The sequence below is a fragment of the Rheinheimera sp. B2H12 genome (assembly GCF_059620065.1).
Genome location: NZ_CM184363.1, coordinates 2,778,443 through 2,793,443, shown reverse-complemented (window position 1 = coordinate 2,793,443; position 15,001 = coordinate 2,778,443). Strand labels below are relative to the sequence as shown.

Below are 15,001 nucleotides of genomic sequence, written 5' to 3'. Positions count from 1 at the left end.
TTAGACCAGCTCGAGTTTTTGTACCATCACAGCCGATGTCGCGATGTCTTCTTCGTCTTCAGCCAGCAGGCCAACCGGAATCGCCGGCACAGCAACCTTATCAAAAGCGGTATCACCTTCCATCACATCAGTGTTGTGACTGACAGCTTTAAAATCAAATAGATTTTTATCAATCATATGGGAAGGTACAATGTTCTGCATGGCCTGAAACATAGTTTCAATCCGGCCTGGGAAACGTTTGTCCCAGTCCTGCAGCATTTCTTTCACCACCTGGCGCTGTAAACCATCTTGTGAACCACAGAGGTTACAAGGGATGATCGGGAACTGTTTCGCGTCGGAGTATTTTTCAATATCTTTTTCCCGGCAATAAGCCAGCGGCCGGATCACGATATGTTCGCCATTGTCACTTTGTAACTTTGGTGGCATTGATTTCAGTTTGCCACCATAAAACATGTTTAAAAACATTGTTTCAATCATGTCATCACGGTGATGTCCGAGCGCAATTTTGGTCGCGCCCAGCTCTTTTGCGGTGCGATATAAAATGCCACGACGCAGCCGCGAGCATAAAGAACAAGTGGTTTTTCCTTCCGGAATTTTTTCTTTGACGATAGCGTAAGTGTCTTCAGTGACGATTTGAAAATTAACGCCAAGCTGACTCAGATAAGCTGGCAGCACCTCGGCTGGAAAACCAGGTTGCTTTTGATCCAGATTGACCGCCACCAGCGAAAAATTGATCGGGGCAGATTGCTGTAGATTCAGCAGGATATCCAGTAAGGTGTAACTGTCTTTACCACCGGACAAACAAACCATCACTTTATCGCCTTCTTCGATCATGCCGAAGTCAGCAATGGCCTGACCCACACCACGACGCAGACGTTTGTGTAATTTGTTCAGATTATATTGAGCTTTCGCTTCAGCCGAGTGAGACATAACAACACCTGTTGGGAAAAATGGCGCACATTATAACGGATCGGCAGACTTTGCCAATCAGCTTCAGAGCAGCAATTTTGCCGACATGGCCGGAAGTGGGCATGAAACAAGGCTCGGACAGCCAGCCCCACAGTGGTTAGTCGCTGAGGGCTGGCACGGTCAGGACGCTGTTACATCCTTGTCAGGCTTTAACGCCAGGATATCGCATTCTAGCCGGTCTATCACATGCTCAGCGGTGTTACCAATGATAGCAGCAGATAAACCTGTTCTGCCGACAGTGCCAATAATCACCATTTCGGCATCAATGCTGCGGGCAACTTTCGGGATCACATCTTCTGGCATGCCTTCGAGGACATGGGTACATTGCGGGCTGATGCCATAATTTTGCGCCAAAGCACGGACTGCATCCTGATGATGATGTTTCATGCTGTCATTATATTCAGCCGGATTAAATTCCGGAATTTCAATTGCCACATGAATAGGGGTACCGGGATAGGCGTTGACCAGATGGACTGTGGCACCTAATAAAGTCGCCATCGCTTGCGCCTGGCGGATAATCAGCTGATTCAGCGATTTATGATGCGGTTGTTCACTACCTGCATTCACTGCCGCCAGAATATGGCCAGCAGCAGGCCAGGCATGTTCTTTGACCAATAATACCGGGCAGGGGCATTTTCTCAGGATATGCCAGTCGGTTGGGGTGAAAATCAGTGATTTCAGCACATCATGCTGATGGGTCGCTTTGATCACCAAATCATAGCCATGATCCTGCACTGTTTTCACGATGGCTTCAAAGGGTCTGTTATGCCACACCACTTTGATACTGGCATTAATCCCTTTTTGCCGGGCTGGGGCCAGCAGTTGTTCAATCCAAAGCTCACGGTCGGTGATCACGGCCTGGCGCATTGACTCCCGTTCTTCGCCGGATAACATGGTAGTCATCTCATAAGAGAAATCGTAAATGGATAAAAAAGCGGTAAGGTGACAGGCTGTGTGGGTGGATAATTCGATGGCACGGTCCAGTGCTTTTTGCGTTTCCTGACTGGGGTCAAGCACCACCAGTACATCCTGATATGTTGCCATTGCAGATCTCCTTATAAACCAACTGACCAATACAGTTTAGCTAAGTTACCGGAGTCTGCAGTGACAAACCTTGGTTTAGATCAAAGCCTTGCTTAACAGGGCGTTTTACTGATGCCGCCAATTTTGCTCAGTTCATCAAAATTGCTAATCACGATCAGTTTGCCATCAACATGAATAAGCTCGTCTTTATGAAAACGACCAAGCAGCCGGCTGATAGTTTCTACCGTCAGACCCAGGTAGTTACCAATTTCACCGCGGGTCATCGTCAAGCGGAATTCTTTGCGGGAAAAACCACGATTGCCAAAACGTTGCGCCAGATTGGTTAAAAATGCGGCTAATTTTTCTTCTGCGGTTTTCCGGTTTAATAACAACATCATCTGCTGATCGCCAGAGATATCCTGACTCATCAGCCTCATCAGTTGTTGCCGCAATTTAGGCAGTTGATCCAGTAAATTATCCAAATTCTGATAAGGGATTTCACAGACCATGGCTGTTTCAAGCGCCATGGCATAACTTGGATGGCACTGATTGCCGATAGCATCAAAACCAATCACATCACCAGGCAGATGAAAACCGGTAATTTGCTCTTCACCCTGTTCGGACAGGGTGTAGGTTTTAAACGAACCGGTACGAACCGCATAAAGAGCATGCAAGGGTTTACCTGCTTCAAACAGATGATCACCTTTGTGCGAAGGGCGTTTGCGCTGAATAATATGGTCCAGCTTATCCAGCTCGGCATCATTCAGAGAAAACGGCAAACATAACTGGCTAAAGCCACAATCCTGGCAGTTAATCGCGCTCATCGGTTGGTTTTCCATTTTATAGCCAAAAAAATACCAGCACAGCTTAAAAAACTAAATGCGCCAGTGCAAGGTAAATTGTATAGAGTCCGTAAAGTGCCAGCATGGCGGCAATACTCCAGCGTACCCAGCGCTGTTGTTTAAATTGATTGAGCGCAGTGGCGGCCTGGCCTGCCAGCAATAATGCCGGTAAGGTGCCAATACCAAAACAAAGCATCCACAGCGCCCCTTGCCAGGCGGAGCCACTAGCCAGACTCCAGCTTAAACTGGAGTAGACCAGACCGCAGGGCAATAAACCCCAACCCAGACCATAAGCCAGGGCTTTGCCGGGGCTATTGAGCGGCAACAACCGGCGGGTCCAGGGTTGGATCAGACGCCAGAGCGGGCGACCCGCTTGTTCCAGCAGTGCCAGCACCGGCCAGAGCTTACTGACATAAAGCGCCATCAGGAGCAACATCAGACCGGATAATAAACGCAAACTGTGCATAGTACCGCCGGCCAGCTGCATCGCCAGCACGCCAAGGGCACCGACCAGCGCACCCAGCAGGCTGTAACACAATAAGCGACCTGCGCTGAGAGCCAGTTGTAACTTAAGCTTCTGACTTTGATCAGGCATTAACAATTGCAAGGCACTGACAATGCCGCCGCACATCACCAGGCAATGACCACTGCCCAGCAGTCCAATCAGCACTGCAGCAGCAAAGTTCAGTGGTTCAGTCATGCGGTCGGTTCCAAGCCGGCTTAGTCTGGTTGTTTTGCCGGCTCAGCCGGGGTTGGTTTTTGCACAGCCGCAGGTTTTTTTTCATCAAATAAAATACTAAAAGCTTCTTTGTCGAGATCATCAAATTGTTTCGAGCGCACAGCCCAGAAAAACACCGCCAGGCCAATCATCACAAACAGCACTGCGATTGGGATCAGCACATAAATAATGCTCATTGTTTTAATAACCTCAAAGAATTGGATACCACCAGCAAAGAGCTAAAAGACATCCCAATCACCGCGATGTAAGGAGAAACAAAACCACAAACCGCCAGCGGTATGATCACCAGATTGTAACCAACAGCCCAAGCCAGATTTTGCCGCACGACTTTTTTCGCCAATTGGGCCCCGCTGATCAGTTCAGTCAGCAGGCTCAGGTCATTGTGCAATAACACCACATCAGCCTGATTTTTCGATAAATCAGTGCCACTGTCCAGCGCCACCGAAACGTGGGCGGCATGAAAACTAGGACTGTCATTGATACCATCACCGACCATCAGCACTATATCACCTTGCGCCACTGCGTTGCTTATCTGAGCAACTTTTTGTTCCGGGCTACAGGATTTGGTTAAATCAGTGATGCCAAGTTGTTTCGCTATCTGTTCAGCCTGATCTGAGCTATCTCCGGTCAGAATGCCACAGCGAATACCTAAGGCATTGAGCGCTGGGATCAGCGCCGGTATTTCTGCTCTTAACGCATCGGCCAGCTGCAATTGCGCATGTAACTGGCCATCGATACAAAAATACACCTGCATATCGGCTTGAGCCTGTTGCTGGCAAAACGCGGCGTTGCCGATCTGTAACAGCCGTGGACCTGAATTGCTTAACCACTTTGCCTTGATACCACTGCCAACCACTAGCTCGACCTCGGTCAAGGTCAGTCGTTGTTGTAAAAATGGTGCAAAAGCCCGGCCAATCGGGTGCTCAGAATAGGCCTCTAAGTTGGCTATCAGATCCAGTAGTTGCGCTTCGCTAAATTCAGTCTGGCATTGCTTAATACGGGCAATACTGAATTGACCGGCGGTTAAAGTGCCGGTTTTATCAAAAAACAACCGGCTTAACCTGGGTAAAAACTCCAGTACTTGCTGGTTTTTAATCAGAATGCCTTTGCGATTGAGCCGCGCCAGGGCACAAGTAATAGCGGTTGGGGTGGCCAGACTCAAGGCGCAAGGGCAGGTGGCAACCAGCACCGACAAGGTCACCCAAAAAGCCCGATCCGCATCAATAAAAAAGTACCAGACACCAAAGGTTAAAGTGGCAATTACCAGTAAACGCTGCACAAAAAAACGAGCGATTTTGTCAGTCTTTTCAAGTAATTGAGGTTTCTGATGCAGGGTTTGCTGCTGCAGTTGAATGATTTGGCCGAGCCTTGATTCGGTCAGGGCTTTACTGACTTCAATGATCAGGACGCCGTCATGATTGACCGAGCCTGCCAGCACCTGATCACCGCTTTGTTTTGCCACAGCGCGGTATTCACCGGTCAGCATGGACTCATCAACACTGCTGCTGCCTTGATTGATGATCCCATCGGCCGGCAGGGTTTCGCCCGCTTTGACCAGGATCAGATCACCGGCTTGCAGCCTGCGGGCTGAAGTGCCAATCGCTTGCTCGCCATCCCATAACTGGGCAGTAACCGGCATAATTTTCAACAAATTACTGGTCGCATCCCGCGCTTGTTTGCGGGCGCGGAATTCAAAAAACTTACCCAACTGCAGCAGAAAAACAAACATGCAGACGGATTCAAAATACACTTCACCACTATGGGTGATGGTGCCATAGGTGGAGGCGGCAAAGGTGTAATACAGCGCCAGTACTATCGGCACGTCCATATTCAGCTCTTTGCTGCGCAGTGCCCGCCAGGCACTTTTACTAAAAGGTGCGGCGGCAAAAAACATCACAGGCAAGGTCAGGAATAGACTGATCCAGCGTAAATAACCTTCATATTGCTGTTCGATGCCGGTGTAATCACCAAAATACAAGCCAAAGGCCAGCATCATCACTTGCATTGACATAATGCCGGATACAGCCAACCGTTTGAGGTAAGCGCTCATTTCCTGCTGGTAACTTTGTTCTTCCTGATCGCTGATATAAGGGCTTGCCTGATAACCCAATTGGGCAATCCGCCCTAAGATGGTGCTGAGTTTGGTTTGTGCCGGATCCCAGCGTAAAGCACAGCGTGCGGTGCCGGAATTGACCGATACTTTGGCAATAGCTGGATCTTGCGTCAGTTGTTTTTCAATCAGCCAGGCGCAGGCCGCGCAACTCATGCCGCTAATCGAGAGTTCAACCTGTTGCCAGTCACCATCACGGCTGGATAAATCACCCAGCACTTCGGCGTTGTCATAACTTTGCAGTTGCTGTTGCAATTTGTCGGGCAGGGGACTGGCTTTGCTGGCCGGGCTGGTGCGAAAGCGGTAGTAATCCGCCAAACCCTGCTCGATAATGGTTTCGGCGACAGCATGACAGCCAGGGCAGCAAAATTGCCGCATCTGACCATCAAATAACAAGCTGTAATTGCTGCCGGCTGGCACTGCTTCAGCGCAATGAAAACAAGCGACTACGGAGGTTTCGGGCATATTAATACGTCAGCTTGATTTCAGTCGTTTGCGGCAACATCATCGTGCTGCGTAATTTCCATTGCTGACTGTCATCCGTCACCAGTAAATTCCATTTGCCGGTTAAAGTGGCTGGTAATTCTGCCACAAACAGGTTTTCTCCACTGCGCTCGGCTTTGACGGTAAAGTCCTTGGCAGCCACAGTGTTATGGACGAACTGCAATGTAAGTGCCTGGTCCAGAGCGACATTTTTTTCAAATCGGACTATCGCTTTATTGCCGGCCAGTAAGATATGACCCTGCAGGTTGCGAAGGGCGGCTTCACGGAATTTCGCCAGATTCATATTGATGGCTTTGCCTTCGGCATAATAATCATCAATTACCAGATCGGGGCTTTGTTGGTTCATCAAATAGATGGTGTGGCCGCTTTTCAGCACAGTCGCAATTGGGATAGCGATCAGTAACCAGGGCCAGAATTGTTTATACCAGGGTTTTACGAGCATTGTTCACCTCAGCTGATAACAATAAGCCCCGTTCCCGGGGCTTATCACAGCAGTTACTGCACTGTTATTTAGTGTCGTCCGGACGGGACAGACGGTAAACGTAAGCAGCGATTACATGGATCTTATCTTCACCCAGCGTATCTTTAAAGGCTGGCATCTGACCGTTACGGCCTTTTAACAGCGTTTGTTCGATACTGCCGGCAGAGCCACCATATAACCAAATGGTATCGGTCAGATTTGGCGCGCCAAATGGCAGATTATGCGCCAGACTGCCTTTGCCATCGGCACCGTGACAGGCGGCGCACATGCCAAACTTGGCTTTACCAGCTTCAGCGTCTTTGTCATTGACTTTACGGCCAGACAAACTTAACACATAAGCGGTCATTTCTTTCACGCCTTGTTCACCTAAAGCATCACCCCAGGCTGGCATGGCTGCTTTACGGCCGTGTAATAAGGTCTCTTTGATCTTATCGACAGTACCGCCATACAACCAGTCATTGTCAGTCAGGTTCGGGAAACCACGTTGACCACGGGCATCTGAACCATGACACTGAGCGCAGTTTTGCAGGAATAACCGCTGACCAACTTTTAAAGCCTGTGGGTCATAGGCCAGTTCTTCCACCGGACGGCTGGTATATTTAGCAAATTCCACCGCAAAGGTTTTTTCTGCTTTAGCATATTCGCGGTCCAGCTCTGACAGGGTACCAGCAGTTTTGTTTGCTTCAATCGCAGCTTTGGATTCTGCCAGTGAAGTAATACCCTGATTCGAGCTGGTCCAGCCCAGCAAACCTTTCCAGTTGCCTAAACCAGGATAAGCTGCGAAGTAAAACACCGACCAGACGATGGTGGCGTAAAACATAATGGTCCACCATTTTGGCAGTGGATTGTTGATTTCTTCAATGCCATCAAACTCGTGACCAGTAGTTTCACCTTCCGGCACGCCAACGTGGTTTTTCAGGTTCCACGTCAGCAACACGGTGCAAAGCACAATACATGCGATAGTTAAAACAATGATCCAAGCACTCCAAAAGCTACTCATGATCCGACTCCTGTTGTTGTTGTTTTTGCGGCTTTTTTTCGTCAGCGAAAATCGCGTTCGCTGCATCATCAAAATCAGGTTTGCGTTTGATCAGGAAGACCCAAATCAGCAGACCGATAAAAGCCGCAAATATAATCACGGTGTAAAAGCTGTGTATAGTTGCGTAATCCATAAGGCTTACTTCAACGCTGTGCCGAGTGATTGCAGGTAAGCAATCAGGGCGTCAATTTCTTTTTTCCCTTTCACGGCAGCTTCAGCACCAGCGATATCTTCGTCAGTGTAAGGCACGCCAAATGAGCGGAAAATTTCCAGCTTTTTCGCAGTTAACTTACCGTCCAGCACATTGGTTTCCAGCCATGGATAAGCTGGCATGTTGGACTGTGGTACAACAGAACGTGGATCCATTAAGTGAGCATAGTGCCAGTCATCGCTGTAACGACCACCAACCCGCGCCAAATCAGGACCAGTCCTTTTCGAGCCCCACAGGAACGGGTGTTCCCAGATGCTCTCGCCGGCAACTGAATAATGACCATAACGTTCCACTTCATGCCGGAACGGGCGGATCATCTGACTGTGGCAGTTAGTACAGCCTTCGCGGATAAAGATATCACGGCCTTCCATCTGCAGCGCGGTATATGGCTTCAGGCCATCAACCGGGGTGGTGGTATCTTTGATAAACATCAGCGGCGTAATTTCAACCAGGGTACCAAAACTAATGGCAACCACGGTCAGAATAGCCAGCCAGCCGGCGCTTTTTTCTACTTTTTCATGATAATTCTTAGACACAATAAGCTCCTTAGGCCGCTTCAGCTACTGGCTCTAACACGCCTTCTTTGGCACGGACTGTTTTAATCACGTTGTACGCCATCACCAGCATACCTGTGACCACAAACACACCACCAATAAAGCGCATCAGGTAGAACGGATAAGAGGCTTCCAGCGATTGAACGAAGCTGTAAGTCAGAGTACCGTCAGTGTTGACCGCACGCCACATCATGCCTTGCATAATACCGCTGATCCACATGGCAACGATATACAGCACGACGCCTGTGGTGTGTAACCAGAAGTGGGTATTGACCAGTTTGACACTGTACATCCGGCCTTGACCAAAGACTGCCGGGATTAAGTGATACAAAGCACCGATAGACACCATCGCTACCCAGCCTAAAGCACCTGAGTGAACGTGACCAACGGTCCAGTCAGTGTAGTGAGACAGCGCATTAACCGACTTGATAGCCATCATCGGACCTTCAAAGGTTGACATGCCGTAGAAAGATAACGAGACGATCAGGAAACGTAAAATCGGGTCTGTTTTCAGTTTATGCCAGGCGCCAGACAGCGTCATGATACCGTTGATCATGCCACCCCAGCTTGGGACAAACAGAATGACTGACATCACCATACCAACAGACTGAGTCCAGTCAGGTAAGGCAGTGTAATGTAAGTGGTGTGAACCAGCCCAGATGTATAACGCGATCAGTGCCCAGAAGTGCACCACTGATAAGCGGTATGAATAGACCGGACGGCCAGCTTGTTTTGGTACAAAGTAGTACATCATCCCCAGGAAACCGGCAGTCAGCAGGAAACCTACCGCGTTGTGCCCGTACCACCATTGCACCATCGCATCGACGGCACCGCCGTAGATAGAATAAGATTTGGTTAAAGAAACCGGGATCACCATGCTGTTGACGATATGCAGTGCAGCAACGGTAATAATAAAACCACCGTAGAACCAGTTAGCAACATAGATATGGCTGGTATTACGTTTAATCATGGTGCCAAAAAATACCACTGCATAGCTGATCCAGACCACTGCAATCAATAAATCGATTGGCCATTCCAGTTCAGCGTACTCTTTGCTCTGGCTAATGCCCTGAGGTAGGGTAATGGCAGCAGCGATAATGACAATTTGCCAGCCGATAAAGGTAAACATCGCCAGTTTTTCCGCATAAAGCCGGACCTGACAGGTACGTTGTACCACATAATAAGAAGTTGCGAACAAGGCGCTGGTACCAAAGGCGAAAATTACCGCATTGGTATGAAGAGGACGAAGGCGGCTATAAGTCAGCCATGCTGTGTCGAAGTTCAGTGCTGGCCAATATAATTGTGCCGCTAATAATACACCCACGCTCATGCCGACTATACCCCATAACACCGTAGTGAGGGCAAAGAGGCGGACAACCGTGTAGTTGTAGTCAACATTTAACGATTTGGTCTGGCTCATGTTGAGTTCCGCTGCAGTTTTTTGCTAGTTAGTAAAACACACCCTTGGGGGCGACCCTTCTTATAATAGATTGACAGTCTAGCAAGCTTTGTTGAAAACAGCCTTGTTTTGCCTGCCAATCTTTGGGCGCGATAATACGAGTTTTACCCCTAAAAAGATAGGTGAACACGCCAGTTTTATGATGTAGAACAATGTTGCTGTACAGTTTTTACGCAGCATCCGGCCATTTTCTCAGTCGGGGATAAAAAGGTGTACAATAACCACATTTAGCAAAACCCGGCTTGATGTTGAACTGATGTTATGAGACTTATATTTTCGTTAACTGCGTTATTGTTACTGCTTGCTTGTCAGCCTGATGATGTTGCGGTGCCGAGTCTGGCTTTGACGCATCAGGTCCAGATTGCCGGCCATCAGCTTGAATACAGCCCGGCCAGGCTGCCGGTGGAATCACTGCTAACCCTGCAATTAACTCCAGCCCAGCCGATTGTCAGTGCCAAAGGTAAGATTGAAGGTATCAGTAACTATATGGGGCAAATCCCGCTTAGTTTCAGTTTTGATGTGGCCAGCCAACGCTGGCAAAGTCAGTTTATGCTCGGTGCTTGCACCGAGCCGCAGATGCGCTGGCGGCTCACGCTGGAATTGACCACTGTGGCGGGTCAGAAAATACAACTGGAAGATCAATTTATTTCCAGTCTGTATTAACCCAACTGGTTAACTAGCTTTGATCACTTGCCGCAAGTGCAGGGGGGCTGCAGTCAGTGCCAGTTTGGCGGTTTCAACACAAACAAAATGTTGGTAACTATCCGCGGCTAAATCTGGCACTTTGCGACTGCGCTCAGCGCCTGGATTCCATAACACTGAAGCATCATGACCTTGCTGTTGCAGGGTAAGCTGCAACGAACTGGCGCTGAGTTTCAGTTTTTCCGACGTTGATTGATAAATCCGGTCGATTTCGCCGCTAAATTGCAACCAGCTCTGTTCACTGCATAAGTTGTCCTGGGCTACTTTGTCCTGCCACTGGAACGGCAATGGCTCGACTCTGGTCTGATGGCTATCCGGCACCTGAAAATAACTGTGTAATGCAGCCTGTTGCAGCACCGGGCTGTCACAATGCAGCGTCAGTTCCAGCTGTTCTGATAACCGGATATCATAATGCAGCGTGACAGCTTCAGCACAATAGGGTAATGCGGCAAGTTCAAGACTGAATCTGAGCCAGCTGGCCGTGGCGTCTTGCCCTTTGGCTGTCAGTTGCCACAGCGCTGTGCGGGCCAGGCCATGGTTCGGCAATGTCGCCGCTGTGGTCTGAAACACGCTTGCTGCAGCACCAAACCATGGCCAGCAGATTGGCACACCGCCTCGAATTGGCGTTTGCTGTTGCCACACTGCCTTGGGTGAAATCCAGAGCAGTTCCTGCCCCGGCTCTGGCTGATAAGACAGTACATGGGCACCGTAAGGACTGACAACCACGCAGGCCTGGCCAAATTGCAGCACATCACAAGGCAAGTCGGCCAGTCCGGCGATCCCAGTGACATTGAATATAGTGTCTGACATATGAAACAACCTGAAAAGGTGAGAAAGTTCTGTAAGCGGCAATCATAACAAAGGCGGTCACAGCCGCCTTGGTTTTTTTATTGGATGTTGCGAAATGTTCGCAACAAAAACTCAGCTGTGTTTCATCAGCTCAACGGTGTTGTCCAGCATCCGGTTGCTGAAACCCCATTCATTGTCATACCAGGCCATCACTTTGACCAAACGACCATTGACGCGGGTTTCAGTGGCATCAAAAATAGATGACATTGGATTGTGGTTAAAATCGACCGATACTAGCGGTAAATCATTTACTGCCAGTACCTGATCCATCGGTGACTGCGCTGCAGCCTGGCGGATAATGTCATTGACTTCTTCAACCGTGGTATTGCGACCGGCAATAAAGGTTAAATCAACCAGTGACACATTCAGCGTTGGCACCCGCACGGCTAAACCATCAAATTTACCTTTTAACGCCGGCACCACTAAACCAACAGCTGCCGCAGCACCTGTTTTGGTTGGGATCATCGACATGGCGGCAGCACGGGCGCGGCGCACGTCAGTATGATAGACGTCACTCAGACGCTGATCGTTGGTATAAGCGTGGATAGTTGTCATCAGGCCTGATTCGATGCCAAGTACGTCGTTCAGTGGTTTGGCAATAGGTGACAAACAGTTGGTGGTGCATGAGGCATTGGAAATAATAGTCATATCTGCCGTGATCACGTCATGGTTAACGCCATAGACCACAGTGGCATCAACATCTTTCGCTGGTGCTGAGATGATGACTTTTTTCGCGCCAGCTGTTAAATGCGCGCCAGCGGTCTGACGATCAGTAAAAAGGCCGGTACATTCCAGCACGACGTCGACTTGTAACTCAGCCCAGGGCAGATTGGCCGGGTTGCGTTCACTCAGCGTGCGGATTTCATCCTGATTGACAAAAATAGCTTTGTCAGAATGTTCAACATTGGCAGCAAAAATACCATGTGCTGTATCGTATTTCAGCAGGTGAGCATTGATAGCCGCATCGCCTAAATCGTTGATGGCGACGATTTTGATGTCGTATGCCTTTTTGCTTTCGTACAAAGCACGTAAAACATTACGGCCGATCCGGCCAAAACCATTGATAGCAACGCGGATAGTCATGATATACCCCTGATAATGAGAATTTGTGTAGTAAAATTACATGTTTTTCAGCACTTTTCAAGCATAAAAACGTTATGCAATCGTATTTATGTAATTTAATGACATAAAACTGCATTTAGCCATCGAAACTAATTTTTTCCAACGTATACTGCGTTGGCAACAGCCGGGTTGTCATCTGACTCTTATACTGTAAACCGGCACTGACAAAGCGACGCATCTGATTTTGGAGCCCCTATGGATAAACAACTTCTCGCTGATTTAATTCAGTTTAATGGTATCGAAACCGCCTTTACGGACGCCTGGGGGAATGCCACCGAAGTCGCCGAGCCGGATCAGCTTAAACTACTTACTGCACTTGGATTTGCCACTGATAATGAAGTGCTGGCCCGTCAGCAACTGGAGCAACGGCAAAAACAACACTGGCTGGAGCCGTTAGATCCGGTGTCCGTCCAGACCAAAGCCGACAGTTATCTGGTGCAGGTCCGGTTACCGATTGACGATGTGCATACCGTTATTCAACTGACCCTGACCACGGAACAAGGTGAGGTTCATCACTTTAGTTTTACTGCGATAGATGCCGAATTAACCGCAGCTATGGTGTTTGATGATGAAGAGTATCAACAGTACGACTACCAGTTTAGTCTGCCGTTGCCACTGGGGTATCATCAATTGGTATTCCAATTGGCCGATGATCAGGATCAATTTGTCCAATCCTTGATCATCACCCCAGAACGTTGTTATCAGCCAACCCAGTTTGTGCAACAAAAACAGTGGGGGGTGTCAGTTCAGTTATACGGCGTGAAGTCGGACAGCAACTGGGGCATCGGTGATTTCGCTGATTTAGCCAGATTGGTGAGTTATCTGGCGGCGCAAGGGGCCGATTTTGTCGGCTTAAACCCTATTCATGCTTTGTATCCGGCCATGCCTGAATCTGCCAGCCCTTACAGCCCATCATCCAGGCGTTGGCTCAATATCATTTATTTGAGTGTGCCGTTATTACCGGGTTATGGCCAATGTCAGCAGACGGCCGCTTTAGTCAATGCGCCGCAGTTTCAGCAACAATTACAATTACAACGGCAAAAACCGCTGGTCGATTATAGCGGCGTGATGCAATTGAAATTACCGGCATTAAAAACGCTGTTTCACTGGTTCAGTGAGCATCAGGCTGACTATCCTGAGCTGGTAGCGGCCTTTGACAACTTTAAACAGCAGGGCGGTGCCAGTTTACGGCAGTTGGCTTTGTATGATGCCTTGCACCTGCATTTAATAGCGCAGGACCCGCATGCCTGGGGCTGGCCAAACTGGCCGGCCCAGTATCAGCAGGCAGGCAGCGCAGCAGTGCAGGCTTTTGCGGCTGAACATCAGGACGACATCGAATTTTTCAGTTACCTGCAATTTTGCGCCCAGCAACAACTGGAGCAGGTACAGCAGCAAGCGAAAGCTGCCGGCATGTTACTGGGTTTATACCGCGATTTGGCCGTTGGCGTCAGCGAAGCCTCGACTGAAATTTGGGCCAATGCCGAATTATATTGCCGCGATGCCAGTGTGGGTGCGCCACCTGATATTCTTGGTCCGAAGGGCCAGAACTGGGGCTTACCACCGATGTTGCCTTACCAGTTATTCCGTCAGGCTTACCGGCCGATGATTGAACTGTTTCGGGCTAACATGCAAGACTCAGGTGCCTTGCGGATTGACCATGTGATGGCCTTGCTCAGATTATGGTGGGTACCTAAGGGAGCACAAAGTGCAGGGGAAGGGGCTTATCTGTATTATCCCATTATGGATTTACTCGGTATTCTGGCGCTGGAAAGTCAGCGTCAGCAAGCTGTGGTCATTGGCGAAGATTTAGGCACTGTGCCAGATGGTATTTTTGAATTGCTGCAGCAATTTGGCATGTATTCGTATCGCATTTTCTTTTTTGCCCAGGCCGAAGATGGCGGTTATATTTCAACTGCACATTATCCGGTGCAGGCGATGTCGGCATTAACCACGCACGATATGCCGACCTTGATTGGTTTCTGGCATTGCTCTGACTTAAAGTTAGGGCTGGAACTGGGTCTTTATACTGAAGCTATGTTGCCCGGACTTTATGCTGACCGGCACAAGGCGAAACAACGGATCCTGGATTCATTGCACGGACATCAGGCATTACCGGCCGATTATCCGCGCAGTGTCGAGCATCTGGCGATGGACAGAACACTGAATTTTGCGCTGCAGCAACATTTGGCTAAAGGCAACTGCCAGTTATTATGCCTGCAGTTGGAAGACTGGCTGGAAATGACCGAGCCTGTGAATGTCCCGGGCACCAGTGATGAATATCCGAACTGGCGGCGCAAGCTCAGCGTGACACTGGAACAACTGGAAGCACAACCACATTTACGCCAGCATCTGCAAAATTTGACAGCAAGCCGTCGTTCAGGCTTATATTCAGCATGA

General features: G+C 49.1%; 15 protein-coding genes. 2 read left to right on the top strand and 13 right to left on the bottom strand.

Going from position 1 to position 15,001, the window contains the following annotated elements:
• The 11 genes from ttcA to ccoN all read right to left on the bottom strand — a co-directional run bounded on the left by ttcA (nt 1) and on the right by ccoN (nt 9,892).
• Nucleotides 1-930: a tRNA 2-thiocytidine(32) synthetase TtcA gene (gene ttcA / locus AC53GJ_RS12080; RefSeq protein WP_496727953.1), complete on the bottom strand. Its 930-nt coding sequence runs from the start codon at nt 928-930 to the stop codon at nt 1-3.
• 159 nt (nt 931-1,089) lie between these two features.
• Nucleotides 1,090-2,013 (bottom strand): universal stress protein UspE, encoded by a 924-nt coding sequence (gene uspE, locus AC53GJ_RS12075; protein WP_496727952.1) that lies wholly within the window; start codon nt 2,011-2,013, stop codon nt 1,090-1,092.
• 92 nt (nt 2,014-2,105) lie between these two features.
• A complete protein-coding gene (gene fnr, locus AC53GJ_RS12070; RefSeq protein WP_496727951.1) occupies nt 2,106-2,816 on the bottom strand; it encodes a fumarate/nitrate reduction transcriptional regulator Fnr in 711 nt (236 codons plus the stop codon).
• 43 nt (nt 2,817-2,859) lie between these two features.
• On the bottom strand, nt 2,860-3,534 hold the full coding sequence (locus tag AC53GJ_RS12065; RefSeq protein WP_496727950.1) for a sulfite exporter TauE/SafE family protein: 675 nt from the start codon (nt 3,532-3,534) through the stop codon (nt 2,860-2,862).
• A 20-nt stretch (nt 3,535-3,554) separates the two neighbouring features.
• Complete coding sequence (ccoS, locus tag AC53GJ_RS12060) at nt 3,555-3,749, bottom strand: cbb3-type cytochrome oxidase assembly protein CcoS (RefSeq protein WP_496727949.1); 195 nt, start codon at nt 3,747-3,749, stop codon at nt 3,555-3,557.
• Entirely contained in the window at nt 3,746-6,148 is a 2,403-nt protein-coding gene (locus tag AC53GJ_RS12055; protein WP_496727948.1) for a heavy metal translocating P-type ATPase, read from the bottom strand. The genes ccoS and AC53GJ_RS12055 overlap by 4 nt, the downstream gene beginning before the upstream one ends.
• Nucleotide 6,149: 1 nt before the next feature.
• Entirely contained in the window at nt 6,150-6,629 is a 480-nt protein-coding gene (locus tag AC53GJ_RS12050; protein WP_496727947.1) for a FixH family protein, read from the bottom strand.
• A 64-nt stretch (nt 6,630-6,693) separates the two neighbouring features.
• The gene (ccoP, locus tag AC53GJ_RS12045) at nt 6,694-7,668 is read right to left on the bottom strand and encodes a cytochrome-c oxidase, cbb3-type subunit III (protein WP_496727946.1); all 975 of its coding nucleotides are present in this window, start codon (nt 7,666-7,668) and stop codon (nt 6,694-6,696) included.
• Nucleotides 7,661-7,807 (bottom strand): cbb3-type cytochrome oxidase subunit 3, encoded by a 147-nt coding sequence (locus tag AC53GJ_RS12040; RefSeq protein ID WP_496727945.1) that lies wholly within the window; start codon nt 7,805-7,807, stop codon nt 7,661-7,663. Before AC53GJ_RS12040 ends, ccoP begins: the two co-directional genes overlap by 8 nt.
• Before the next feature lie 38 nt (nt 7,808-7,845).
• The gene (gene ccoO / locus AC53GJ_RS12035) at nt 7,846-8,454 is read right to left on the bottom strand and encodes a cytochrome-c oxidase, cbb3-type subunit II (RefSeq protein ID WP_496727944.1); all 609 of its coding nucleotides are present in this window, start codon (nt 8,452-8,454) and stop codon (nt 7,846-7,848) included.
• A gap of 10 nt (nt 8,455-8,464) precedes the next feature.
• The gene (gene ccoN, locus AC53GJ_RS12030) at nt 8,465-9,892 is read right to left on the bottom strand and encodes a cytochrome-c oxidase, cbb3-type subunit I (protein WP_496727943.1); all 1,428 of its coding nucleotides are present in this window, start codon (nt 9,890-9,892) and stop codon (nt 8,465-8,467) included.
• A gap of 300 nt (nt 9,893-10,192) precedes the next feature.
• Here ccoN and AC53GJ_RS12025 point away from each other — a divergent pair, with 300 nt between their 5' ends.
• Nucleotides 10,193-10,594, top strand: coding sequence for a hypothetical protein (locus AC53GJ_RS12025; protein ID WP_496727942.1), 402 nt, complete (start codon nt 10,193-10,195; stop codon nt 10,592-10,594).
• A 9-nt stretch (nt 10,595-10,603) separates the two neighbouring features.
• Here the strand turns inward: AC53GJ_RS12025 and AC53GJ_RS12020 are convergent, their stop codons facing one another.
• The gene (locus tag AC53GJ_RS12020; protein ID WP_496727941.1) at nt 10,604-11,443 is read right to left on the bottom strand and encodes a D-hexose-6-phosphate mutarotase; all 840 of its coding nucleotides are present in this window, start codon (nt 11,441-11,443) and stop codon (nt 10,604-10,606) included.
• 111 nt (nt 11,444-11,554) lie between these two features.
• Nucleotides 11,555-12,565, bottom strand: a complete 1,011-nt coding sequence (gene gap / locus AC53GJ_RS12015) for a type I glyceraldehyde-3-phosphate dehydrogenase (protein ID WP_496727940.1) — start codon at nt 12,563-12,565, stop codon at nt 11,555-11,557.
• Nucleotides 12,566-12,799: 234 nt separating this feature from the next.
• Here gap and malQ point away from each other — a divergent pair, with 234 nt between their 5' ends.
• On the top strand, nt 12,800-15,001 hold the full coding sequence (malQ, locus tag AC53GJ_RS12010) for a 4-alpha-glucanotransferase (RefSeq protein WP_496727939.1): 2,202 nt from the start codon (nt 12,800-12,802) through the stop codon (nt 14,999-15,001).

Bases quoted from the DNA above. Each gene is read 5' to 3' on its own strand.
- ttcA (WP_496727953.1), bottom strand. From the start codon at position 930: ATGTCTCACTCGGCTGAAGCGAAAGCTCAATATAATCTGAACAAATTA.
- uspE (WP_496727952.1), bottom strand. From the start codon at position 2,013: ATGGCAACATATCAGGATGTACTGGTGGTGCTTGACCCCAGTCAGGAA.
- fnr (WP_496727951.1), bottom strand. From the start codon at position 2,816: ATGAGCGCGATTAACTGCCAGGATTGTGGCTTTAGCCAGTTATGTTTG.
- AC53GJ_RS12065 (WP_496727950.1), bottom strand. From the start codon at position 3,534: ATGACTGAACCACTGAACTTTGCTGCTGCAGTGCTGATTGGACTGCTG.
- ccoS (WP_496727949.1), bottom strand. From the start codon at position 3,749: ATGAGCATTATTTATGTGCTGATCCCAATCGCAGTGCTGTTTGTGATG.
- AC53GJ_RS12055 (WP_496727948.1), bottom strand. From the start codon at position 6,148: ATGCCCGAAACCTCCGTAGTCGCTTGTTTTCATTGCGCTGAAGCAGTG.
- AC53GJ_RS12050 (WP_496727947.1), bottom strand. From the start codon at position 6,629: ATGCTCGTAAAACCCTGGTATAAACAATTCTGGCCCTGGTTACTGATC.
- ccoP (WP_496727946.1), bottom strand. From the start codon at position 7,668: ATGAGTAGCTTTTGGAGTGCTTGGATCATTGTTTTAACTATCGCATGT.
- ccoN (WP_496727943.1), bottom strand. From the start codon at position 9,892: ATGAGCCAGACCAAATCGTTAAATGTTGACTACAACTACACGGTTGTC.
- AC53GJ_RS12025 (WP_496727942.1), top strand. From the start codon at position 10,193: ATGAGACTTATATTTTCGTTAACTGCGTTATTGTTACTGCTTGCTTGT.
- AC53GJ_RS12020 (WP_496727941.1), bottom strand. From the start codon at position 11,443: ATGTCAGACACTATATTCAATGTCACTGGGATCGCCGGACTGGCCGAC.
- gap (WP_496727940.1), bottom strand. From the start codon at position 12,565: ATGACTATCCGCGTTGCTATCAATGGTTTTGGCCGGATCGGCCGTAAT.
- malQ (WP_496727939.1), top strand. From the start codon at position 12,800: ATGGATAAACAACTTCTCGCTGATTTAATTCAGTTTAATGGTATCGAA.